Origin of the sequence: Bianquea renquensis (assembly GCF_014384895.1) — a bacterium.
In the GTDB taxonomy this organism is placed as follows: domain Bacteria; phylum Bacillota; class Clostridia; order Lachnospirales; family Bianqueaceae; genus Bianquea; species Bianquea renquensis.
Genome location: NZ_JACRSQ010000002.1, coordinates 48,507 through 71,074 on the forward strand (window position 1 = coordinate 48,507; position 22,568 = coordinate 71,074).

At 51.9% G+C, this 22,568-nt stretch carries 15 protein-coding genes and 7 tRNA genes; 21 read left to right on the forward strand and 1 reads right to left on the reverse strand.

From position 1 onward, the window contains the following. Positions 1–284: 284 nt before the first annotated feature. From nifJ to H8730_RS01780, 17 genes are all read left to right on the forward strand, one after another. On the forward strand, positions 285–3,827 hold the full coding sequence (gene nifJ, locus H8730_RS01700; RefSeq protein WP_177719112.1) for a pyruvate:ferredoxin (flavodoxin) oxidoreductase: 3,543 nt from the start codon (positions 285–287) through the stop codon (positions 3,825–3,827). A gap of 85 nt (positions 3,828–3,912) precedes the next feature. Continuing rightward, the gene (locus H8730_RS01705) at positions 3,913–4,554 is read left to right on the forward strand and encodes an energy-coupled thiamine transporter ThiT (protein ID WP_249289228.1); all 642 of its coding nucleotides are present in this window, start codon (positions 3,913–3,915) and stop codon (positions 4,552–4,554) included. A gap of 320 nt (positions 4,555–4,874) precedes the next feature. Next, positions 4,875–6,395 carry a SpoIIE family protein phosphatase gene (locus tag H8730_RS01710; RefSeq protein ID WP_177719113.1) on the forward strand — a complete coding sequence of 507 codons (1,521 nt, stop codon included), beginning with the start codon at positions 4,875–4,877 and terminating at the stop codon, positions 6,393–6,395. A gap of 150 nt (positions 6,396–6,545) precedes the next feature. After that, a complete protein-coding gene (locus H8730_RS01715; protein WP_177719114.1) occupies positions 6,546–7,838 on the forward strand; it encodes a S1C family serine protease in 1,293 nt (430 codons plus the stop codon). Between the two features lie 307 nt (positions 7,839–8,145). Beyond that, complete coding sequence (locus H8730_RS01720) at positions 8,146–8,838, forward strand: response regulator (RefSeq protein WP_177717887.1); 693 nt, start codon at positions 8,146–8,148, stop codon at positions 8,836–8,838. A gap of 31 nt (positions 8,839–8,869) precedes the next feature. Next, positions 8,870–9,526: an RdgB/HAM1 family non-canonical purine NTP pyrophosphatase gene (gene rdgB / locus H8730_RS01725; protein WP_346726536.1), complete on the forward strand. Its 657-nt coding sequence runs from the start codon at positions 8,870–8,872 to the stop codon at positions 9,524–9,526. Next, complete coding sequence (locus H8730_RS01730) at positions 9,523–10,068, forward strand: metallophosphoesterase family protein (RefSeq protein WP_177717886.1); 546 nt, start codon at positions 9,523–9,525, stop codon at positions 10,066–10,068. The genes rdgB and H8730_RS01730 overlap by 4 nt, the downstream gene beginning before the upstream one ends. Positions 10,069–10,247: 179 nt before the next feature. Further along, positions 10,248–10,322: transfer RNA gene (locus H8730_RS01735), tRNA-Pro, on the forward strand. Between the two features lie 5 nt (positions 10,323–10,327). Then, positions 10,328–10,398, forward strand: a tRNA-Gly gene (locus tag H8730_RS01740). A 3-nt stretch (positions 10,399–10,401) separates the two neighbouring features. Continuing rightward, positions 10,402–10,475, forward strand: a tRNA-Arg gene (locus tag H8730_RS01745). A gap of 39 nt (positions 10,476–10,514) precedes the next feature. Further along, a tRNA-His gene (locus H8730_RS01750) sits at positions 10,515–10,588 on the forward strand. Between the two features lie 185 nt (positions 10,589–10,773). After that, positions 10,774–10,845 (forward strand) — tRNA-Gln (locus H8730_RS01755). A gap of 64 nt (positions 10,846–10,909) precedes the next feature. After that, positions 10,910–10,982, forward strand: a tRNA-Lys gene (locus tag H8730_RS01760). 301 nt (positions 10,983–11,283) lie between these two features. Continuing rightward, complete coding sequence (locus tag H8730_RS01765; RefSeq protein WP_177717885.1) at positions 11,284–11,625, forward strand: helix-turn-helix domain-containing protein; 342 nt, start codon at positions 11,284–11,286, stop codon at positions 11,623–11,625. 351 nt (positions 11,626–11,976) lie between these two features. Further along, positions 11,977–12,061 (forward strand) — tRNA-Leu (locus H8730_RS01770). 241 nt (positions 12,062–12,302) lie between these two features. Continuing rightward, positions 12,303–13,367 (forward strand): hypothetical protein, encoded by a 1,065-nt coding sequence (locus H8730_RS01775; protein ID WP_177717884.1) that lies wholly within the window; start codon positions 12,303–12,305, stop codon positions 13,365–13,367. 43 nt (positions 13,368–13,410) lie between these two features. Beyond that, positions 13,411–14,595 carry a serine hydrolase domain-containing protein gene (locus H8730_RS01780; protein ID WP_177717883.1) on the forward strand — a complete coding sequence of 395 codons (1,185 nt, stop codon included), beginning with the start codon at positions 13,411–13,413 and terminating at the stop codon, positions 14,593–14,595. A 219-nt stretch (positions 14,596–14,814) separates the two neighbouring features. Here the strand turns inward: H8730_RS01780 and H8730_RS01785 are convergent, their stop codons facing one another. Then, positions 14,815–15,210, reverse strand: coding sequence for a pyridoxamine 5'-phosphate oxidase family protein (locus H8730_RS01785; protein WP_177717881.1), 396 nt, complete (start codon positions 15,208–15,210; stop codon positions 14,815–14,817). A gap of 96 nt (positions 15,211–15,306) precedes the next feature. Between H8730_RS01785 and H8730_RS01790 the strand changes: the two genes are divergently transcribed. The 4 genes from H8730_RS01790 to H8730_RS01805 all read left to right on the forward strand — a co-directional run bounded on the left by H8730_RS01790 (position 15,307) and on the right by H8730_RS01805 (position 22,556). Then, a complete protein-coding gene (locus H8730_RS01790; protein ID WP_249289229.1) occupies positions 15,307–16,521 on the forward strand; it encodes an FAD-dependent oxidoreductase in 1,215 nt (404 codons plus the stop codon). Positions 16,522–16,586: 65 nt separating this feature from the next. Further along, entirely contained in the window at positions 16,587–16,787 is a 201-nt protein-coding gene (locus H8730_RS01795) for a hypothetical protein (protein WP_177718656.1), read from the forward strand. 93 nt (positions 16,788–16,880) lie between these two features. Beyond that, entirely contained in the window at positions 16,881–20,648 is a 3,768-nt protein-coding gene (locus H8730_RS01800; RefSeq protein WP_177718654.1) for a phosphoribosylformylglycinamidine synthase, read from the forward strand. Positions 20,649–20,735: 87 nt separating this feature from the next. Continuing rightward, complete coding sequence (locus H8730_RS01805; RefSeq protein WP_177718652.1) at positions 20,736–22,556, forward strand: aminopeptidase P family protein; 1,821 nt, start codon at positions 20,736–20,738, stop codon at positions 22,554–22,556. The last annotated feature ends 12 nt before the right edge of the window (positions 22,557–22,568 follow it).

Below are 22,568 nucleotides of genomic sequence, written 5' to 3' on the forward strand. Positions count from 1 at the left end.
GAAAATGGGAAGGGGACTGTGTCAAGACAGAATTTTTGGATCCGGTGTGATATGGCGGATCAAGATTCTTGTTTTGAGACAGCCCCTTTTTGCGGCACAAAAATCCAGGAGATAAACAAATTTTTAACATGTTGTCTCTTTACATCTCTGCGAAAAAATGATAGAATAGGGAATAGGTTAAGGGGAGACTGCCTTTCGCACAGACCCTTGGCAAGTCCCTTCCGAATACTACTGTAATCGGCAGCCTCTTCTGGCTGCCGAACATTACGAAAGGAAGTACAATCATGGCAAGAAAAATGAAAACCATGGATGGCAATAATGCCGCAGCGCACGTTTCCTACGCATTCACTGAAGTGGCGGCCATCTATCCGATCACTCCTTCCTCCACCATGGCTGAAGTAGCCGATAAGTGGGCAGCTGAGGGCAGAAAGAATATCTTTGGAGAGCCGGTCAAGATTGTGGAAATGCAATCCGAGGGCGGCGCCGCTGGTGCTGTGCACGGATCCTTGTCCGCAGGTGCTCTGACGACAACGTTTACCGCATCCCAGGGATTGCTTCTGATGATCCCGAATATGTATAAGATCGCTGGAGAATTGCTTCCGGGCGTTATCGATGTATCCGCCCGCGCGCTGGCCAGCCATGCTCTTTCGATTTTCGGGGATCACTCCGATATTTACGCCTGCCGCCAGACCGGCTTTGCGTTCCTCTCCTCCGGCAGTGTACAGGAGGTTATGGATCTGGGCGCCGTGGCACATCTGGCTGCCATCAAAGGACGCGTCCCCTTCGTTCACTTCTTCGACGGGTTCCGTACCTCCCATGAGATCCAGAAGATTGAGATGTGGGATTATGACGATCTGAAAGATATGCTGGACATGGATGCCGTCAAGGCTTTCCGCGAGAGAGCCCTCAACCCCAATCACCCTGTTCTGCGCGGATCCGCGCAAAATCCTGACATTTTCTTCCAGGCGAGAGAAGCGTCCAACCCCTACTATGAAGCGGTTCCCGCCATTGTGGAAGAGTATATGGACAAGGTCAATGCGAAGATCGGCACCAATTACAAGCTCTTCAACTACTACGGAGCTGAGGACGCCACGGAAGTCATCATCGCGATGGGTTCTGTCTGCGACACCATCGAGGAGACTGTCGATTATATGAACGCTCACGGATCAAAGGTCGGACTTGTAAAGGTTCGCCTGTACAGACCGTTCAGCGCAAAGCATCTGATCGATGCGATTCCGGACACCGTGAAGAGAATCAGCGTACTTGACAGGACAAAAGAGCCGGGCGCCATGGGCGAGCCGCTGTATTTGGATGTGGTCGCCGCGCTGAAGGGCTCCAAGTTCGATCAGGTTCCCGTCTTCACCGGCCGCTATGGACTGGGTTCCAAGGATACCACACCGGGTCAGATCAAGGCCGTGTTTGATAATACTGAAAAGCAGCAGTTCACCATCGGTATCAAGGATGATGTCACCAACCTGTCCCTCGATGTGAAGGAAGAGATCAACACGGTACCGGAGGGGACAACGAGCTGTAAATTCTGGGGATTAGGCGCTGACGGAACGGTGGGAGCAAACAAGAATTCCATCAAGATCATCGGAGATCACACAGACATGTACGCCCAGGCCTACTTCGACTACGATTCTAAGAAGTCCGGCGGTATCACCATGTCGCATCTCCGTTTTGGTCACAAGCCGATCAAATCCACATATCTGATTTCGACGCCAGATTTTGTTGCCTGCCACAATCCCTCCTATGTCAATAAATACGATATGGTTCAGGAACTGCGCAAGGGCGGTACATTCCTGTTGAACTGCGGTTGGGGCGAAGAGGAGATCGAGAAGCACCTGCCGAACCGAGTAAAGAAATATATTGCCGACAACGACATCAGCTTCTACACCATCGATGGTGTGGCGATTGCCAAGGAACTAGGGCTTGGCGGACGTGTCAACACCATTCTGCAGGCAGCCTTCTTCAAGCTTGCCAACATCATCCCGGAAGCAGATGCAATCAAATACATGAAAGATGCCGCGACCGCTTCCTATGGCAAGAAGGGCGAGAACATCGTCAAGATGAACCATGATGCCATCGACAGAGGTATGAAGGATGTCAAGAAATTCGAGGTTCCCGCATCCTGGAAGAGCGCTGGCGAGGATAAGCCGGAGACTGCCGCCACTGGAGACCGCAAAGATTTGGTGGATTTCGTCAACGATATTCTGAGACCGGTCAGCGCGCAGAAGGGCACGAAGCTTCCTGTATCCACCTTCGTAGGCCGCGAGGACGGTACGATGCCCCAGGGCTCAGCCGCCTATGAAAAGCGGGGAATCGCAGTGGATGTCCCCACCTGGAATCCTGACAATTGTATCCAGTGTAACTTCTGTTCCTATGTATGTCCTCACGCGGTCATCCGTCCTGCCGTTATGACGGAGGAGGAGGCGGCGAAGGCCCCTGCGGGAACGAAGCTTTTGAATATGACCGGTATGCCAGGCTATAAGTTTGCCATCAGCGTATCCGTTATGGACTGTACTGGATGTGGCTCCTGCGCCAACGTATGTCCCGGCAAGAAGGGGGAGAAGGCGCTGACCATGCAGCCCCTGGAGAGCCAGCTGGCTCAGCAGGATGTCTTCGACTATGGCATCGACCTGCCGGCCAAACCGGAAGTCCTGGAGAAATTCAAAGAGACAACGGTTAAAGGAAGTCAGTTCAAACAGCCGCTGCTTGAATTCTCTGGAGCGTGTGCGGGCTGTGGCGAGACGCCCTATGCGAAACTGGTCACACAGCTCTTTGGCGATCGCATGTACATTGCCAACGCCACCGGATGCTCTTCCATCTGGGGTGGATCTGCCCCCTCAACTCCTTACACCGTCAATAAAGAAGGGCATGGGCCTGCCTGGGCTAACTCCCTATTTGAAGACAACGCGGAATACGGATACGGTATGTATCTAGCACAGGCTACCATCCGGAACCGTGCCATCAGCATGGTATGCGATACCGTCAAGAATACCACCAACGAGGAAGTCAAGGCGGCTGGCGAGGAATTCTTAGCGACAGTCGATGACGGAAAGGCCAACAAAGCAGCGACGAATAAGCTCGTTGCGGCGCTGGAAGCCTGCGGCTGCGATTCGGCCAAGGAGATTTTGGCCTACAAGGATTATCTCTGCAAGAAGTCCATGTGGGTATTTGGCGGTGATGGCTGGGCCTATGACATCGGCTTTGGCGGTTTGGACCACGTCATCGCGTCGGGGGAGGATGTCAACATCCTCGTCTTCGATACGGAGGTGTACTCCAACACCGGCGGACAGTCCTCCAAATCCACACCCACCGGCGCCATCGCGCAGTTTGCCGCGGCCGGCAAGGAAGTGAAGAAAAAGGATCTCGCCGGAATCGCCATGAGCTATGGCTACGTCTATGTTGCCCAGGTTTCCATGGGTGCGGATTACAACCAGTGCATCAAGGCGATCACAGAGGCGGAGAGCTATCACGGACCGTCCATCGTCATCGCATACGCTCCGTGTATCAATCACGGAATCAAGGTGGGCATGAGCAAAGCGCAGACGGAAGAGAAGAAAGCTGTGGAGGCAGGGTATTGGAATCTATTCCGCTTCGATCCCCGTCTGGCTCTGGATGGAAAGAATCCGTTCTCGCTGGACAGCAAGGCGCCGACCAGCAGCTATCAGGATTTCCTTCGCGGTGAAGTTCGCTATGCATCCCTTGAGAAGGCGAATCCGGAGCGCGCGAAAGATCTGTTTGCGAAATCGGAGAAATATGCGGCGGAGCGCTATGAGCATTTGAAGAAATTGCAGAGCATGTACGCTCCTGATGCAGAATAATACAAGAGAAGCGCCGCAGTGGAAAAGAACGGGTCGTATGATTCGTTCTTTTCTCTGTCTCGCGGCGGGATAGGAAGGGGATTGTATGCAAGCTTTTTTTGAATCCATGCCAGGAATTGTGCTGACGGTTCTGATTGCCTTTGTGGCACTTCTTGTGGGAGTTGGCTATTTTCATGCCAAGGAGAGGAAGCGGAACAGCGTCAAGATACTCGTATTTTCCGCCGTGGCGATCGCTTTGGGGACGGCGCTGAGCATGGTCAGTATCGTGAAGATGCCCCAGGGGGGATCGCTTACACTGTTTAGTATGTTTATTGTGTCGATGATCGGATATTTCTTTGGCCCGGTGCAGGGAATTCTGTGTGGCATCGCCTACGGCATGCTGCAACTAGCCATCGGCCCTTATGTCGTGCATCCTGCCCAGCTGTTGCTGGATTATCCCATCGCCTTTGGTATGCTGGGGCTCTCGGGATTTTTCCACAAGAGAAGCGATGGACTGATTCCAGGGTATATTGTGGGAGTCTTTGGCCGGCTCGTCTGCTCGGTTTTGTCCGGCGTTATATTCTTTGCAGAGTATGCAGAGGGAACGGGCTTGTCCCCCTTTGCATACTCCCTGGCGTACAATTTGGCCTATATGGGCGGTGAAGCGATGTTGACCTGTGTTCTGCTGATTCTGCCGCCAGTCCGAAATGCCATCGGGTATATACGCCGTTTTGTTTTGTCAGAATAATGGGGAAACAAAAAATCCGTGGGATGTTGACGCACATTCCATGGATTTTTTACTCCTAATAGGAAAGCCCGCCGTAAGCTGGGCCTAGTTCAAAAGTTCGCGGTTACGCGAACTTTTTATGTAAGGGAAACTTAATTTATTTTCCGAATTTCCCATTGAACTCAGTCACAATATGTTATATAATAAACTAAATGGTATAAAGTCGTGATATTTGCCAAGTATGGATGAAATCTTGCAAATTTTGGCTCTTTATAAAATAAGTTCGCAGGATTTTGTCAAAGTATGGCGGATATCGTATTAACAACGAGGTGGGATTGAGCATGGACAATGAACTAAAAATATCCGCGTTTGCCTTGTCCGTAACGGGAGACGGCCAAAATCTAGATAATGTGTATGTAAATGGGCGCTACATGACAGCAGGGACCGAACCTCGAACCAGCATCAATAAAGTTTCCCATGTGGATTTTCAGGTATACGGTGTGTGCGACGGTCAGGCGGAGGTTGCGGAAGACCAGGATCAGGCGGCTTCCCCGGCCATGGTGGTCATGCAGCGGCTTCAGCGGCTTCAAAGCGTGCTGGCGGAAGAGGGAAAGATCGAAAAAGACCGCATATGGCAGTTTATGGTCGATACCAATGACAAGATGGTGGAGTATCGAAATTCCTTTGAATCCGATGAGGTTGGGTCCACCTTTGCGGCCCTGTTTCTCCATGGAAACCGCGGGTTGGCAGTCCATCTGGGAGATAGCCGGATTTACGTGATCCGGGGTGGCCGGATGCTACAGATTACGGAGGATCATCTGGAATCCAGCGATCTATATAAAATGGGGATTATCTCTCAGCAGCAGGCGGAGATACATAAAAGGGCGTCTCATCTAACGGCCTATTTTGGAATGGACGATCTCTATGACGTGGAGGATGACGTCTTTTCTAAGTATTTTGTTTTTTATCCCGGCGACACATTTATCATCTGTACGGATGGAATCACGGATGCCATATCCAATGAGGCCATGGAGCGCATTGTGCGATCCCTTAAGGATGGGGCCAGGGATACGCTGGCAGCTCGCATTCTACAGGAAGTGGAGGATAGAAGTCAGGACGATCGCACGATCCTGGTTTTGGAGGTGGAGGACGCGCCGGGTGAAGCTCCTGTGCGGGGCGCCTCGACGATTCCGCGCACGGAAAATTACAAGCATTCGCCACAGCCCCAGGAGAAAGAGGAGGTCCTCCGCGCAACAGAGGAAGAGCCGTCAAGGCCAGTCAAGCGCCGTAAAGACCCGGAGATGCCTCCCGTGGAAGAGACCTATGATGGGGAAGATGACTACGAGGATGACGAGGAAGAAAGTGTCATGGATCGGATTCTTGGGAATCCGAAGATGTTGGCAGCTGTCCTGGGCGGCGCTCTGATTATTGTGTTAATCCTGGTGGTGATTCTGACATTGGCGAAGAGGGGAGATAAGCCGGATTCGGGGTCAACGCCCCCGCCTTCCCAGTCCTCCTCCCAGGCCGTCGATTCAGACGCCACTGATTCGTCTGCGCCGGAGCAGGATTCTTCTGATGAGTCCACGGCCATGTCGTCGCCGGAGGACAGTGGAGAGTCTTCCACAGAGTCATCCCAGGCGCCCTCCGATTCCAGCGATTCTACACCGTCGGATAGTGTCACAGAGTACACGGTGCAGAGTGGGGACAGTTTTTCCGCCATCATCAACAGACATTATAACGTAAACTACGATGAGAAGCTGATGAAAGCGGTTGCCGAGTACAATAATATCGAAGACATGAATAAGCTTCAACTGGGGCAGATCATCAAACTCCCCCCCAGGGAACAGCTGAACCTAGAGTAGAAATTTCCAGATTTTCATATTTATTCACAGCGGGTTCACATTTTTGTTAAATCTTATGTGTATACTATACGTAATCAAGGCGGTAAGGCCAGAAGGCCTTGCCGTCATTGTTCTAGAAAACAGAGTTAGCCTTGGATAAGGAGGATGGATATGGATTGGGATTTAGAAAAAGACGATGGGCAGAAGAAGGCAAAAAAGGGGAAGAAAAAAGCTCTAACCGCTGTCGTAGCTGTTTTAATCACCATTCTTGTGGGCGGTGCCATCGGCGGTGGCATTGGCGTTACGACTTGGTATTTAAATAAGGAAGATTCCTCTTCCACTTCAACCGGTTACTCCTTTGCCCAAAATGGATATAGTGGAAATTCTGTACAGGCCTTGCTTTCCGTCCCTCAAGCAGATAGCAATATTGCGGATATCTGTGGAAAGATGGAGGGGTCAGTTGTGACGGTGGTGACACAGATTATGATGCAAAACCTTTTTCAAGCCACGCAGACGGCGGAAGGGCTGGGCTCCGGCATTATTTTTGAGGAAGATGCAGATCACGTGTATATTGTCACGAACGCCCATGTGATTGAGGACGCCAATACGGTCTATATATATTATAACGATACGCAATCGGTGCCGGCCTACGTGCGGGGCGCTGACACGTCCGCTGATTTGGCGGTGCTGTATATGAAGAAATCCGAGATTCCGGAGGACATTCGGGCGGGAATCAAGGTTGCCACCCTTGGCGACAGCGATGCGATTCGGGTCGGGGAATTGGCGATCGCCATTGGAAGTCCGGAGGGAAAAGCTTTTGGAAATACGGTCACGGTTGGATGCATTAGCGGTACACAGCGGGAGATCACCGTGGATGGAAATTCTCTGAAAGTCATCCAGACAGACGCGGCCATCAATCCGGGAAATTCTGGCGGCGCTCTTGTCAATGCCAACGCAGAGGTCATCGGGATCAATACGGCAAAAATTAATGATACGGAAGTCGAGGGAATGGGGTTTGCTATCCCTATGGCGGTGGCCAAACCTATCATGGAGGAATTGCTGGATAAAGGGTCAGTGGAACGGCCGGCGCTGGGCATCAGCGAGTACGCGCTAATTCCGGAGGCAATCGCGGATGCCTATCATGTCCCGGTAGGAATCATGGTGTATGAGGTTTCCAGGGGCAGCGCCGCAGCCGATGCGGGAATCCGTCAGGGCGATATCATTACAGAAATTGACGGTCGGGACATCACATCGCTGGAGACCGTAACGGAGATTTTATCAGAGCATGAGGTTGGGGATGTGGTGGAAGTGACGTTGATCCGAAATCGCAATACCCATGAGCCGATCAAAGTGATGCTGACGCTGCAGAACCAGGAGGAAACCACCGGCGGAACAGAAGATTTCTGGGGACGGAGCGAGAGGGAGGACGACAGTGGGAATCGATCTCCCTTCACCATCGAATAATCTTGAACTGTTGAAAAGGCGGCTATTGGCCGCCTTTTCTTATAGGAAAGTTCGCCGTTAGGCGGACATAATTCCGAAGAACCGAAGGTTCTTCCTTTTTCGAGATCCTGTGTCGATAAGTACAAAAGGGACGGACTTTAGTATTTTAATAAATTTATAGAAAATAAACAAAAAAATTTCATGACTGAATTTTATGTGTAAAATTACTTTAAATTGCGTAATGAGTATGATATAATACTCCCAGAGTCGTTGAAGATTGTCTGTAGGCGAGGTCCCGCAGTTACTATTTTGAAAGGAATGAAAACAGATGATAACGGTATTGATTCTTGAAGCGGATCCGATGGTGCGCAGTATATTGGAAGATTTTCTTTCTAAGATGGAGGGGTTCGACCTGACAGACAGTGTTGCGTCGATTTCGGAAGCGAAGGACTCGCTTGAAGAGGAGATACCGGATATTATCATTTCCGATCTGCATTTTCAGGATGGTGACGTTCTGGACTGGATAGCCCAACTGCGAGGAGAGAATGTGCCACTGGATTTTATTCCTGTTACGGCGGACAAGAACTATGCAACTTTTATGAAGTCTATGTATCTCGGAGCCGTTGACTACATCCTAAAGCCCTTTACCTTTCTTCGATTTAAAGAGGGGCTGTTCCGGTATCGAGTTCGCAAGGATTTTATTTCTCCGGATCATCCTTTGGAGCAGAGGGTTTTGGATGAGTTTTTCTTTGCGGAGAATGTGCTAAAGGGCGGAGCCCCTGTCACCGATGAGACAAAAAATTTCAGTAAACATACATACGATATGATCTACCAATATGTCAAGGAGCGGAGCGATAAAAATTTTACGGCGCAGGAGGTGGCCGACGCGCTGGGGGTCTCCAGGATTACGGCGAGACGCTATCTAGAACTCTTGGAAAAAGAAAAAGTTCTGGAGGTGGAATTGCAGTATGGGAAGGTGGGCAGGCCGAAGAATAAGTATCGCTTTCGCAGAGCAGAATGATCCTGGAGGTAGGACCGGGAGGAGCGCAAACTTGAGAGAGAGAATAGGGGAAATTCGAGCGATGGATAAAATTGTGTTTGCAACGCGGAATCAGGGGAAGATCCGGGAGATCCGGGAGATCTTCCGTGGGATTCCCGTGATGACTATGGATGAAGCTGGCGTGCATATTGAGATCGAGGAGACGGGGACGACATTTGAGGAGAATGCCCTACTCAAGGCAAGAGATGTTTTCCGCGCACTGTCCAGCTCGGCGGAAAACGCTCTGGTCATGTCGGATGATTCCGGGATTGAGATTGACTTTTTGGGGGGAGAGCCGGGCGTGTATTCGGCGCGTTTTCTGGGTGTGGATACCCCATACGAGATTAAAAACAGAATCATTTTGGAAAAATTGGCGGAAGCCAAGGGGGAGGCCAGAAGTGCGCGGTACGTCTGCGCCATCGCCGCGGTGGCACCGGATGGCCGTGAAGTCTGCCTGCGCCAGACGGTGGAGGGTTTTATCAGCGAGGAGCCAGCGGGAAATGGCGGTTTCGGCTATGATCCTATTTTTTTTGTACCCGAGTATGGAAAGACCATGGCGCAGTTGAGGCCGGAGGAAAAAAACCAGATTTCCCATCGAGGGAAGGCGCTGCGGAAAATGCGAGACCAACTGGAGAGGGAGCTTCTGTGTAATAAGAGAGGCAGAGAATGAAATTTTTAGTGATCAGCGATACCCATGGCGCCATGACCCCCTTATGGAAGATTCTATCGCAGTGGGGGGAGTCTGTTGACGGCGTGATTCACCTGGGGGATTATGTGCGGGACGCCAGGGAGGCGGCGAAGGTGTATCCGAATCTGCCATTTTATCTAGTGGCTGGCAATGGTGATTCTGGCACGGCCGCTCCATCAAACCAGATTTTGGAACTTGAAGGACACCGCCTGTATCTCTGCCATGGCCACAGGCATTTGGCGGGGGGAGAGTACCAGGGATTCCTCCAGTTTGGACTCGATCAGGAGTGCGATGTTCTGCTGTGCGGGCATACCCATGTGCCGCATTTGGAAGATCGATATGGGGTCCTGATTCTCAACCCGGGAAGCCTATGTTTTCCCAGATCCAGCGCGGGAGCGTCCTACGCGATTTTGGACACGGGTGGGAAGAGGGCGGATGCCAGGATCCACTATGTGGAACAACAAGCTCCCAGCTCGAGCCATGCTGGGAGGGGTGGCGGGGCAGCTTTTTTGTGGCGGCATTGATCGCCACATTATATTGTTTTTTAAAAAAGTCCTTGACAAGCCTGCTATCTTTGTTATATAATAATCTCCGATGCCGTAAGACGGGATTTGTTCCATGAGAGGGAAGTGCGCCGCGAGGCGGACGTCATTCGAAAGAACCGAAGGTTCTCCCAAAGTTTGTGGAGCGCAAACTTTTTCCACGGGGTGTAGCTCAGTTTGGCTAGAGCGCTTGATTTGGGTTCAAGAGGCCGCAGGTTCGAGTCCTGTTACCCCGAGACGCGCGGGTGTAGTTCAATGGTAGAACACTAGCCTTCCAAGCTAGATACGAGGGTCCGATTCCCTTCACCCGCTTATGTGCCTGTAGCTCAGTCGGATAGAGCAGCGGCCTTCTAAGCCGCGTGTCCGGGGTTCGAATCCCTGCAGGCACGTTTGCCTGGGCGTTGCACAGGTGTATAATATATAATATGGTGGATGTAGTTCAGTTGGTTAGAGCGCCAGATTGTGGCTCTGGAGGTCGTGGGTTCGAATCCCACCATCCACCCTTTGAAGACAGGTCCCTTTGGGGACTGTTTTTTTATCCATGGGAAAGACCGCCGAGAGGTCAACCTAAAGGAAGGTGGGGAATTCCCCCCTCAAAAGGTAACGCAGAAAATTTTTGATTTCCCCTTGCCAAACCAATTGAGATATGCTATAATCTCTTTTGCTGATGTAAATCGCCAGCAATTTTGGGTAGTCGCCAAGCGGTAAGGCACAGGATTTTGATTCCTGCATGCGAAGGTTCGAATCCTTCCTACCCAGTCGATGAAAAAATTTTGAAAAGGCTTGACAAGCAGTATGATTTGCTGTATACTGATAAGGCTGCGGGGCATTAGCTCAACTGGTAGAGCACCAGACTCTTAATCTGGGTGTTCGGGGTTCGATCCCCCGATGCCTCACTTACGGACAGACTCCAACGGAGTCTGTTTTTTTGCATTTTTATATAAGTTACAAAATGTTGTCTAAAGAAAAAATTGAGTTCTGGTAAAATATGGGATATAGAAATTGGAGGATTGATCAGAGAAGCGCATTCTAAGAGCGATATTCCATATAATAAATGGATAAAAATGGGGTATATGTATAATTTGACTAAACAATTTGATTAGTAGTATTCAATTTGTTAATATATAATTATTTGACTTGAAATTATGGTATAGTAAAAAGGTGAGTAAGTATTACAATCGAGAAAGAGGTGTTTCTATGGAAAAGAAACAGAGTACTATTGCAGGGCGGTTGCGCAGTTTAAGGGAAGAACGCAATATGATGCAGAAGGAGGTTGCACAGTTTTTGCGCATTACGCCTCAAGCGTATTCTCACTATGAGCTTGGAAAACGTACGCCAGACATAGAGACATTGGAGAGGCTTGCAGGCTTCTTTCATGTATCATCAGAGTATTTAATCTTAGGCAAGGAAGTCCCCTCACCAACGGAGATCGAAATATATGGATATCTGGTCGAAGATAGGAATGATTTACCTCCCGAGGCCATAAGAGAACTGACAACGTACTATGAATTTCTCAAACAGAAATATACAAAATCATAAAACTTCTGTTACATTTTCATCGTCTTCGCTGTTATATAGATAGAAGGCAAAGACGGAAAGGATGATGGGATGAAATGTAAATGGTACGTCGCAGTGGGAGTCGCAATTTTACTTGTTGCCATCGGCCTTTTAATAAGCTTAACATTCCATCTGAGTGGACGGGATACATACGCGATAACCTCATTTATACATACGGGGGGTACTTTTTATCAGGGTATCTAGAGGCGCTCCGCTGAAATAAAATGCGGTACCGGTGAGGGAAAAATAGAAAAATATATTGACTTCTGAAGCCGATTGTGGTAATATGTATTTCGTCGCGCAGGAGAACTGTGCGGTATAGCTTTAGGCTTTGCAGTTGTGGCGGAACTGGCATACGCGCTAGACTAAGGATCTAGTGTCCCTTTTCGACTTGAGGGTTCGAGTCCCTCCAACTGCACTCGGAGAAGCAACCTTGTTGGAATGAGGTTGCTTTTTTTGTCTCATGGGAAAGGCCGCCGCCATCCCTTGCGAGATAATGGTAGAATTGGAAAAAAACAGAAAAATTTAAAAAATCTCTTGACATTGGCCTCCAGGAACGCTATTGTTCTATTTGGGGGTTTTGCTCCTTTGAATTTTTTGTCTTGAGTTTATCCGTTTGCAGATACGACGGAATGAAATTAAAAGAGAGGAGGAGTACAGTGAAGAAACTGCCGGTTGTCTTACCTCCGAATATTGTATCGGAGTGCTGGAATGTCTATAAAATGGCTGTCATTCAGACACATCCTAATGTGGAGGAGTGGCTAGCCTCAAAACGATTGGATGTGTTTTTGGACGCCGAGAACCGGCCGCTCTATGGGGAGTATGGAGAAAACGGGGCGATGTATCCGCTGTCTTATTTCAACGACATTTTACAGTACCATGAAGTTTCAATAGCAAGCCCCGACGATATCGTAGAGCGGGTCGAACGGGAGATTGACCAAGACCACTATCTTGTTGTGGATTTGAACTTTACAACGTTGATGGGCGACACAGCCCATGAAGCGCCGTATATACATGAAATTCTGATCTACGGGTACGATGAGAAGCGAAAGGTATTGTATTACGGGGGAGCCGAGGAGGATGAACTCGCATATGATGTCTTTCAAGAGAATTTTGCCTCTGTCTGGGAGTTATACAGGAGAGACGCCAAGCGGCGGTATTGGCGGAGAATGTGGCATTTTCCGGTTACCAGCTTATCCTTAAGGTTGGACTATCACAATGATAACGCCTGCTTTGATCTGTTGAGAAAGATCGAGCGGGAGTGGAAAAGTGGCACCTTTACGGAGACTCGGTATACTGCTACAGGAGATATAGAAAAGCAATGCACCTGTCACACGGGAATCTATGCCCTTCTTTACCTTCGGGATCAACTCATTGCGATGCTGGGGCAAAGTCCTTCGGAACAGGACCGCTACAATGGGATGCTTACAATCCTCAAATTCTGTGAGCATCGCGCTATGTTGCTGAAGTCCATGGCTTGGTTTATCAACCGAAATGGTTTTCTGGAGAGGGAAGATTCGGCGGAGCCCATGCGTGCCGCCTATGCGCGATATGAACGGTGCGTCGACGAAATGACAATCAGCCGTTTGAACTACATGAAATATATGGAGACAAAGAATTCCGCAACACTTCAAAAGGTTATTGATCGTCTGCATGTCCAGTATACCTTGGAATACGGTGCGTTAGAGCAATTTTTGCAGACGGCTAAGGCGTTTTATCACTGATGAGGAGAGTATTTTGATTGAACATAATATAGGAGGGCTTATCATGGATTTCCAAAAATTAAAACAGTTTATGGATCGGTTGACAGAGGAAAAGGTGCCCGGAAATGCTATCTGCGTGTATCAAGACGGGAAAAGGGTCTTTGACTATGCGTCGGGGTATGCGGATCTGGAGACCCATACGCCCATGACGGGGCGAGAGCTTCTCAATATCTATTCGTGCTCCAAGCTGACGACGGTGACAGCGGCGCTGCAACTGTACGAGCAGGGGGTATTTCTGCTGACGGACCCGCTTTCCGAATATATGCCGGAATTTCGCCAGATGGACGTCTGCACAGAGGACGGACACTGTGAAAAAGCAAAAAATCCCATAACTATAGGCAATCTATTCTCCATGACGGCTGGATTCAATTATGACATTGGCCTTCTCAACACGGAGGAGCTCAGGGAGCAGACGGGAGGGCGATTTGATACAGAAACCGTGGTGCGGAGTCTCGCTAAGCAGCCGCTTTGCTTTGAGCCAGGGACGCGCTGGCAGTATAGCCTTTGCCACGATGTCCTGGCAGGACTTGTCTGCGTGCTGACCGGCAAACCTTTCCGCGTCTATGTCCAGGACAATGTATTCGATCCGCTGGACATGAAGGAAACCTATTACCACCGGACGCCGGAGGTTGAGAGCCGGATGGCCAGCCAGTACACGTTTGTGGAGGAGGGCGGCGAGCTGGCGGATGCCGTGGAGGCGCAGCGGGCTGGCGGAACCAATAACGGTTACTTCAAAAAGGTGGATAAGTCCGTCGGGAATTTTATTCCAGGCTGCGAATATGACAGCGGCGGCGCAGGGATTGTTACGGCAGTTCCCGATTACGCCAAGCTGCTTGCGGCGCTGGCAAACGGTGGACTGGGGCTGACGGGCCAACGCATTCTGTCCGATGCAACGGTCCGGCTGATGAAGACAAACCATCTCACGGCGCAGACTGCTCCATCCTTCAACTGGGATCACCTTGCTGGCTATGGCTATGGGCTCGGCGTGCGCACCATGATCGACCCAGTGCGCGGTGGCTCCAACAGTTCCATCGGGGAAATTGGCTGGGGAGGTGCTGCCGGTGCCACAGCGATCGTCGATACTTCGCGCCGGCTCGCCGTATTTTACTCGCACCACATGCTGAATCCACAGGAGGGCTACTATCAACCCAGGCTTCGGAATGTGGTCTACTCCTGCTTGGAAGGCTGAGAGCAGAACCATTCTCCTTCCCAGATGGCGGACATGCGAAGATTTGACGTCTGCGATTTGCATACAGCCAAACAAAAGATCAGCCTCTCCACGGTGCAGCGCCTGGGGGAACTGATCTTTTTCGTCCTAGAAGAAAGTCCGCCGTGAGGCAGACCTAGATTAGAATAACCTTGGTTCTTTCAGCGTTCGATTGAGCCTTTAATCTGACTGATAAAAGGTTTAAAGCGTCAACTCCACGGGAGCGGCCGTCATAGAATAGATGGTCGCGGTAGCATCGGAGAGATAGAAAACTTCGAATTTGCCATCGTCTAAGCTGTACAGGCCTTGCAGGCTGGGATACGCGTCCAGCATGGCAGCTTTGGCTTCAGAAGAGGGATCGCGGTTGACGGCTCCGGCAATCCGAATCCAGCGGCCATCCTCGGCGGTGGCGGAAATTTCAATCTTAGGATTGGCTAGCATCTGCTGATACACTTGTTTTTCATTGCTTGTACAGATATAGATGCGGCCATTCCACTCCATAACAGCACCGAAAGGTCGTACCCTGGGCTGATCGAGGTCCATAGTGGCAAGGTAAAAAGTGTTAGTTTCTTTTAGAAATTGCACCGCTTGATTCATAGGAAGGACTCCTTTCTTAGATGAAGGTTATATCTGATATCATACTCGTATTCAATCGGTTTGTCAATTTGGTCGAACACAAAAGGAGGGAAGAATATGAGCCTATCCATTGTAGAAAGTGCGAGACAAACGGAGGTTCTGGGGAAATATGACGTTCTGGTGGCTGGAGGCGGTATTGCCGGAGTTGCCGCGGCGATAGCTGCTGCGAGGGAAGGCGTCAGGGTGCTGCTCGTAGAACGAGAGTGCATTGTCGGTGGGCTTGCCACTGCTGGCCTGATTGCCATTTATCTGCCCCTTTGTGACGGGGAGGGGCGACAGGTGAGTTTTGGTATCAGCGAAGAACTGCTGCGGCTCTCCATCCTCCATGGGGCGGACGGCGATGAACCAAAAGCCTGGCTTTTCGGTGGAACACGGGAGGAGAAAAGGGAAAAGCGCTATCAGGTCCAATTTAATCCTCATTTTTTTGCCCTGGATATGGAAAGACAGCTGCTTGCGGAGGGGGTTTCCATTCTCTATAATACCCTGATCTGTGATACGGTCGTGGAGGAGGGTAGAATCACCCATGTGATCGTGGAGAACAAAAGTGGTCGCACTGCGTATGCGGTGAAATCAGTGGTCGATGCCACAGGCGATGCGGATGTCTGCAAGCTTGCCGGTGCGGAGACAGCTCTATTTCAGCAAGGAAACGTGTTGGCACAGTGGTATTATTATGCCAGCAAAGGAAAAATTGGCCTGCGCGGACTTGGCGCGGCGGATATACCGGATGAGGAGAAGAAGGAGCAGCAAGTGGAGATGCTGGTTCCCCGGCGATTCTCGGGCCTCGACGGGGAGGAGATCAGTGAGATGGTACAGCTGGGACATGAGAAGATGTACGAGGATATTTTGCAGCATCGCCGCTCAGAGCCAGACTTCCAGCCAGTCACGATGCCTACGATTCCACAGATTCGAATGACGCGGCGTATCGTAGGCGTTAAAACGCCTGACGCGGCGCAGATGCATCACTATATGGGCGATAGCATTGGCATGGTTGGCGATTGGCGCAAGCGCGGTCCCGTGTATGAAATCCCCTTCGGCTCCCTGTACGGCCGAAAGATTCGCAACGTGATCACTGCGGGCCGTTGTATATCGGTGACGGATGCCATGTGGGACATCACCCGAGTGATTCCGGTTTGCGCTGTCACAGGCGAGGCTGCGGGATGCGCCGCCGCCATGACCGATGATTTTCAGGGGCTAGCTGTGGAGCGGTTGCAGGGGAAACTGATGGAAAAGGGGATCCTTCTGCATGAGCAGGATATAGAGGAAAAACCGTGATGACACAGCGCATATTACCTATACCCAGAGAATATAAATAGGTATACTGACGGTTGGAGGCCGCTATGCCAGAGAAAAAAAGTGGAGAAGAGATCATCCAGGGAGGTCATATCGATCCGCAGATACTGGGATTCGAGGAAGGAGATTGCCCGAAATTTAAGACTAGCATTCAGGACGATGTGTTGACGGTTACCATCTATCGGGGTTTGCTGAAGAGGGAGAAGCGGTATTTTGACATTGAGACGGGAAAGGAAATTTTCCGCTGATCAATTTACATTTTTCACGAGGCGTGCTATAATGAAGCGTAAACTGGTATGATCAGCCGATGGACTAATTGGCTAAACATAAGGAGGAAAACCATGGCAGTAAAGCGCGTCTATGTTGAAAAAAAACCGGGCTTTCGGGTCGAAGCGGGAGGTCTCTTACAGGATTTGAGGGATAATCTTGGCCTGTCAGCGCTGGCAGAAGTCAGAATCTTACATCGATACGATATCGATCCTATATCGGAAGAGGTCTATGAGCGGGCCCTGGGCAGAATCTTGTCGGAGGCTCCTGTCGATATGGTGTCGGAAGAAGAGGTTGAATTCGGCGGAGACACGAAGGTATTTGCCGTGGAATACCTGCCCGGGCAGTATGATCAGAGAGCGGATTCTGCCCAGCAGTGTATCCAGATTTTGGGGGCGGAGGAGCATCCGTCTGTGAGCTGTGCAAAAGTCTATCTTCTCAGGGGAGATCTGACAGGGCAGGAGGTGGAGCGGGTCAAGGAATACTGCATCAACACCGTGGATTCACGGGAGGCAGCGCTTGAAAAGCCCGAAACCTTGGAGGTGGAATATGGAGTGCCCTCCGATGTGGCGGTATTGACAGGCTTCATTCAGAAGACGGAAGTCGAGATCGAGGCATTGGTGCAGGAGCTAGGGCTTGCCATGAGCAGCGCGGATCTGCTGCATACACAGCGCTATTTCCGTGATGTCGAGGGGCGAGATCCCAGTATCACGGAGATCCGTGTACTGGACACGTATTGGTCGGATCACTGCCGGCACACAACCTTTTCCACTGTCATCGAAGGGGTGCAGATTGAGGAGTCCGCTTTTACCAAGCCCATTCGTGACGCCTATGAGGAATACAAAGCTGGCCGGCGATCCCTGGGGCGGGAGAGCAAGCCGGAATGCCTGATGGATATTGCGCTCATGGCTATGCGGGAACTGAGGGCGGCTGGCAAGCTAGAGGATCTGGAAGAATCCGATGAGATCAACGCCTGTAGCATCGTGATCCCTGTGGATGTAAACGGCCACAGGGAAGAATGGCTGCTGATGTTTAAGAACGAGACGCACAATCATCCGACGGAGATCGAACCTTTCGGCGGCGCAGCGACTTGCCTGGGCGGCGCGATTCGAGATCCGCTGAGCGGGCGCTCATACGTGTATCAGGCCATGCGTATCACCGGAGGGGCAGACCCCACGGCGCCTGTTAAGGATACCATCAGCGGAAAGCTCCCACAGCGCAAGATTGCCAGGGAGGCGGCGAAGGGATATAGCTCCTACGGCAATCAGATTGGCTTGGCCACAGGATATGTCAAGGAGATTTATCATCCAGGCTACATGGCAAAGCATATGGAGCTGGGGGCCGTTGTTGCGGCGGCTCCCAGAGAGAATGTCGTCCGCGGAAAAGCAGAGCCGGGGGATGTGGTCATCTTGCTGGGCGGCCGGACAGGCCGGGATGGATGCGGCGGTGCAACCGGTTCCTCGAAAGCCCACACAAAAGATTCCCTGGCCACGTGCGGCGCGGAGGTGCAGAAGGGAAATCCGCCGACGGAGCGGAAGATCCAGCGGTTATTCCGCAACCCGCAGGTGAGCCGTTTGATTAAGATCTGCAACGATTTTGGAGCTGGAGGCGTCTGCGTTGCGATTGGAGAGCTGGCGCCAGGCTTGTTTATCCATCTGGATCAGGTTCCTAAGAAGTATGCGGGATTGGATGGAACGGAGCTTGCCATCTCGGAATCCCAGGAGCGAATGGCTGTCGTGGTTGAGTCGCAGGATGTGGCGGCTTTTTTGGCGGCGGCAGCCAAAGAGAATCTGGAAGCCGTGCAGGTTGCAGAGGTGACGGAGCAGGCAAGGTTGGTCATGCAGTGGAGGGACCATATCATCGTCGATATGAGCCGTGACTTCCTGAATACCAACGGAGCTCCCAGCTATACAAAGGTGAAGGTGGCAGCGCCGCCGGACACGCGGCCTGTGTCGATACCGGAAGCGGCCGAAGGAAAAGAGTTGGCTGATGCGATGAGAGAGATCCTGTCGGACTTGAATGTTTGCAGCCAAAAGGGCCTGGTGGAGATGTTTGATTCGTCCATCGGCGCGTCCACTGTGCTGATGCCATACGGTGGCAATTGTCAGCTGACTCCCATTCAGACCATGGCGGCGAAGATTCCGGTGGAGAATGGCGAGACGACCACGGCGTCGATGATGGCCTACGGGTATGATCCGGTGCTGTCCTCGTGGAGCCCTTTCCACGGGGCCATCTATGCGGTCATGGAGTCGGTGGCTAAGATTGTGGCCGCTGGAGGGGACTACCGGAAGATTCGATTTACATTCCAGGAATATTTTGAGCGGCTGGATCAGGACTATACCAGGTGGGGGAAGCCCTTTGCAGCTCTTTTGGGCGCGTATGTGGCGCAGATGCGCCTGGGCCTGGCCTCCATCGGGGGCAAGGATTCTATGTCGGGATCCTTCCAGGAGCTGCATGTGCCGCCGACCTTGATTTCCCTGGCAGTGACGACAGAGTCCACGGAGCACATCTTGACTCCGGAGTTTAAGCAGGCCGGCCATCGGGTCATTTTGTTGGAGACGAGAATTGGCGAGGACGGTGTGCCGGACTTTGAGGCGGCTATGGGGATGTACGACAGAGTTGTGCAGGCCATGCGCCAACAGAAAGTGCAGGCAGCCTACGCCGTAACGGCCGGCGGAGTTGTGGAGGCCGTGGCGAAGATGGCATTTGGAAACAAAGTCGGTTTCGCCTTTGAGAAATCCGCCGCGGAGTATCTGACCAAGGCGCCGGTCTATGGTTCCCTGGTGCTTGAACTGGCGGAGGGGGTCAATCCACGTGAGGTCTTTGGAAAGGATTCGCCGGTCCTTCTAGGCGTTGTGGCGGAGGACAGCCTCTTTGCCCTGGACGGACAAGTTGTTCTGCTGGAGGATGTGTTAGGAGCTTATACGAAGAGGCTGGAGAAGGTCTACAAGACTCAGACGAAGGAGACTGCGGACTGCGGGGGAGTGCCGCTGTACACCGGTGCTCAGAAGCGTGTATATGTGGGAAATCGCAGCGCAGGAAAGCCGAGAGTTTTCATTCCAGTCTTTCCCGGAACGAACTGTGAGTATGATACGGCCAGAGCCTTTGCCATGGCAGGCGCTGAGCCGGATGTGTTTGTATTCCGGAATTTGTCTTCGAGCGATATCACCCAATCCATCGAAGAAATGGAAAAGAGAATCCGCGAAGCGCAGATCTTAATGTTAAGCGGCGGCTTCTCGGCCGGTGACGAGCCGGAGGGGTCGGGCAAGTTTATTGCCACTGTCTTTTCCAATGCGCGTCTCCAGGAGGCGACAATGGAGCTATTAACAGGCCATGACGGTCTGGCGCTGGGGATCTGCAATGGATTCCAGGCTCTGATCAAGTTGGGACTTGTCCCCTACGGGGAGATCCGCCAGTTGAGTGAGAACTCGCCGACGCTGACCTATAACACCATCGGCCGGCATGTATCCTGCATGGTCCATACCCGAGTGGTGTCGAGTCTGTCACCGTGGCTGGCGAAATCCGAGCCTGGCGAGATTCACACCATCGCGGTTTCCCATGGAGAGGGACGTTTTGTGGCCCCGAGGGAAGTGCTGGAGGAGTTGAAGGCGGCGGGACAGATCGCCACCCAGTATGTGGACGCCACGGGAAACCCCTCCATGGAAGTTCCGTACAATCCCAACGGATCCATGTGGGCGATTGAGGGCATCACGTCGCCTGATGGCAGGGTGCTTGGCAAGATGGGGCATTCCGAGCGTATTGGAAACCAGGTGGCAAAAAATATTCCCGGCCAGAAGGATCAAAAGATATTCCGCGCCGGCGTGGAATATTTCCTAGTATAAGCGAGAAAAATTCTGAGACGGTTCCGCAGGAGAACCGTCTTTCCCATATCCCAGGTTTACAGCCCATTGAGGCGGAAGGAGGCAGACATGGCAGGAAAGGAGCGAGTGGAGGCACTTCGCCTTCGCATGCGGCAAGAGCAGATCGATACGTATATCATCCCCACCGAGGATGATCATCAGAGCGAATATGTGGCCGATTATTGGAAAGTTCGCCAATGGCTCAGCGGGTTTACAGGCTCGGCGGGAACCTTAGTGGTGACGCAGGAGGCGGCTGGCCTTTGGACTGACGGACGGTATTATATTCAGGCGGAGGCGCAATTGCAGGGGACGGATATTTCACTGTTTCGGGCCGGAGAGCCAGGGGTCCCGAGTTATATGGCCTGGGTGAAGGATCACACGCCCGCAGGCGGGACTGTCGGATTCGACGGGCGCACCTTTAGCGCGGCGGCCGTCAAGTCTATGAAGCGATTGTTTCAGGACAAACAGCTCAAATTGGATGGCTCCAAGGATCTGGCGGGCGCGCTGTGGGAGGACCGGCCCGCTCTTCCTGGCGGAATGGTGACGGATTTGCCAGTGGAATATGCGGGGGAGACGAGGGCGGATAAGCTTCGCCGGCTGCGCACTCACATGGAAGCACAAAATGAGGCATACTGGATTCTCGCCTCCTTGGATGCCATTGCCTGGCTCTTCAATATTCGGGGGGCGGATGTCCGCCATACACCGGTTGTATATGCGTATGCGTGTATTGGCCGTACAGGTGCGGCGCTGTTCGTAGATTCTGCAAAGATACCATCGGCGTTGGCGTTGGCGCTCCTGGAGGATCAGGTGGTTGTGGAGCCTTACGACGGCCTCCCGGAGTTTCTATCCAAGCAGCCGGAGGGCTGTGTTGCCTATGATCCGAAGGAGCTGAACCAGCGCCTTCGAGAGGCGATTCCTGTGCTGTGGCCCACCAAGGAGGAAGGGAATCCGATTGTTGGGATGAAGGCGCTGAAAAATTCTATTGAGCAGGCGCATATACGGGAGGCGCATCGAAAAGATGGCGCTGCCATGATCCGTTTTATCCGGTGGGTGAAAGAGACGGTGCGGCGGGAGCCAGGACAAATCACCGAATCCGTGGCGGCGCAGTATTTGGATACACTTCGCTCGGAAACAGAAGGATGCCTGGGCCCCAGCTTTGACACCATCGTAGGGTATAATGCCAATGGAGCCATTGTGCACTACACGCCGGAGGAAACCACCTGCGCAGCGCTGTATCCGGAAGGACTTTTGTTGGTGGATTCGGGGGGACAGTATTGGGGGGGAACCACAGATATCACAAGAACCATCGCCCTGGGGCCGCTGACGGACGCCATGAGGGAAGCGTATACCCTTGTTCTGAAAGGCCATATCGCCCTGTCGAGAGCGGTTTTTCCCTATGGCACGGCGGGCTGCAATCTGGATGTCCTTGCCAGAAGGCCTTTGTGGGAGCGCGGTAAAGATTTTAAACATGGCACAGGCCATGGGGTTGGGTATTTTTTGAGCGTGCATGAGAAGCCGCAGCGGTTTAGCCAGGCGGTGGGCGGCAGTGTGAAGTTGGAGGAGGGAATGTTGACCTCCAATGAGCCTGGATATTATGAGGAAGGACAGTACGGAATCCGCATTGAGAATCTTGTCTTGACACAGGAGAGGGAGACGACGCCCTGGGGCCGGTTTTTCGAGCTGGAGACAGTTACGCTCTGCCCCTATGAGTGGGACGCCATCGATGAGACGCTGCTACAGCCAGATGAGATGCAGTGGCTTTTCGAATATCAGCGGCGGGTTCTGGAGGAGGTCGGCCCTCTCTTGACAGAAGAAGAGCGGAATTGGGTGTTGCAGGAGTACCACTTGCCGTATAGGCAGAAAAACGAGCTCCCCCTTACGTCCGTATAAGGGGGAGCGATA

Excerpts from the sequence above, each read along its gene's own strand:
- nifJ (WP_177719112.1), top strand. The coding sequence starts at position 285 with ATGGCAAGAAAAATGAAAACCATGGATGGCAATAATGCCGCAGCGCAC.
- H8730_RS01705 (WP_249289228.1), top strand. The coding sequence starts at position 3,913 with ATGCAAGCTTTTTTTGAATCCATGCCAGGAATTGTGCTGACGGTTCTG.
- H8730_RS01710 (WP_177719113.1), top strand. The coding sequence starts at position 4,875 with ATGGACAATGAACTAAAAATATCCGCGTTTGCCTTGTCCGTAACGGGA.
- H8730_RS01715 (WP_177719114.1), top strand. The coding sequence starts at position 6,546 with ATGGATTGGGATTTAGAAAAAGACGATGGGCAGAAGAAGGCAAAAAAG.
- H8730_RS01720 (WP_177717887.1), top strand. The coding sequence starts at position 8,146 with ATGATAACGGTATTGATTCTTGAAGCGGATCCGATGGTGCGCAGTATA.
- H8730_RS01730 (WP_177717886.1), top strand. The coding sequence starts at position 9,523 with ATGAAATTTTTAGTGATCAGCGATACCCATGGCGCCATGACCCCCTTA.
- H8730_RS01765 (WP_177717885.1), top strand. The coding sequence starts at position 11,284 with ATGGAAAAGAAACAGAGTACTATTGCAGGGCGGTTGCGCAGTTTAAGG.
- H8730_RS01780 (WP_177717883.1), top strand. The coding sequence starts at position 13,411 with ATGGATTTCCAAAAATTAAAACAGTTTATGGATCGGTTGACAGAGGAA.
- H8730_RS01785 (WP_177717881.1), bottom strand. The coding sequence starts at position 15,210 with ATGAATCAAGCGGTGCAATTTCTAAAAGAAACTAACACTTTTTACCTT.
- H8730_RS01790 (WP_249289229.1), top strand. The coding sequence starts at position 15,307 with ATGAGCCTATCCATTGTAGAAAGTGCGAGACAAACGGAGGTTCTGGGG.
- H8730_RS01795 (WP_177718656.1), top strand. The coding sequence starts at position 16,587 with ATGCCAGAGAAAAAAAGTGGAGAAGAGATCATCCAGGGAGGTCATATC.
- H8730_RS01800 (WP_177718654.1), top strand. The coding sequence starts at position 16,881 with ATGGCAGTAAAGCGCGTCTATGTTGAAAAAAAACCGGGCTTTCGGGTC.
- H8730_RS01805 (WP_177718652.1), top strand. The coding sequence starts at position 20,736 with ATGGCAGGAAAGGAGCGAGTGGAGGCACTTCGCCTTCGCATGCGGCAA.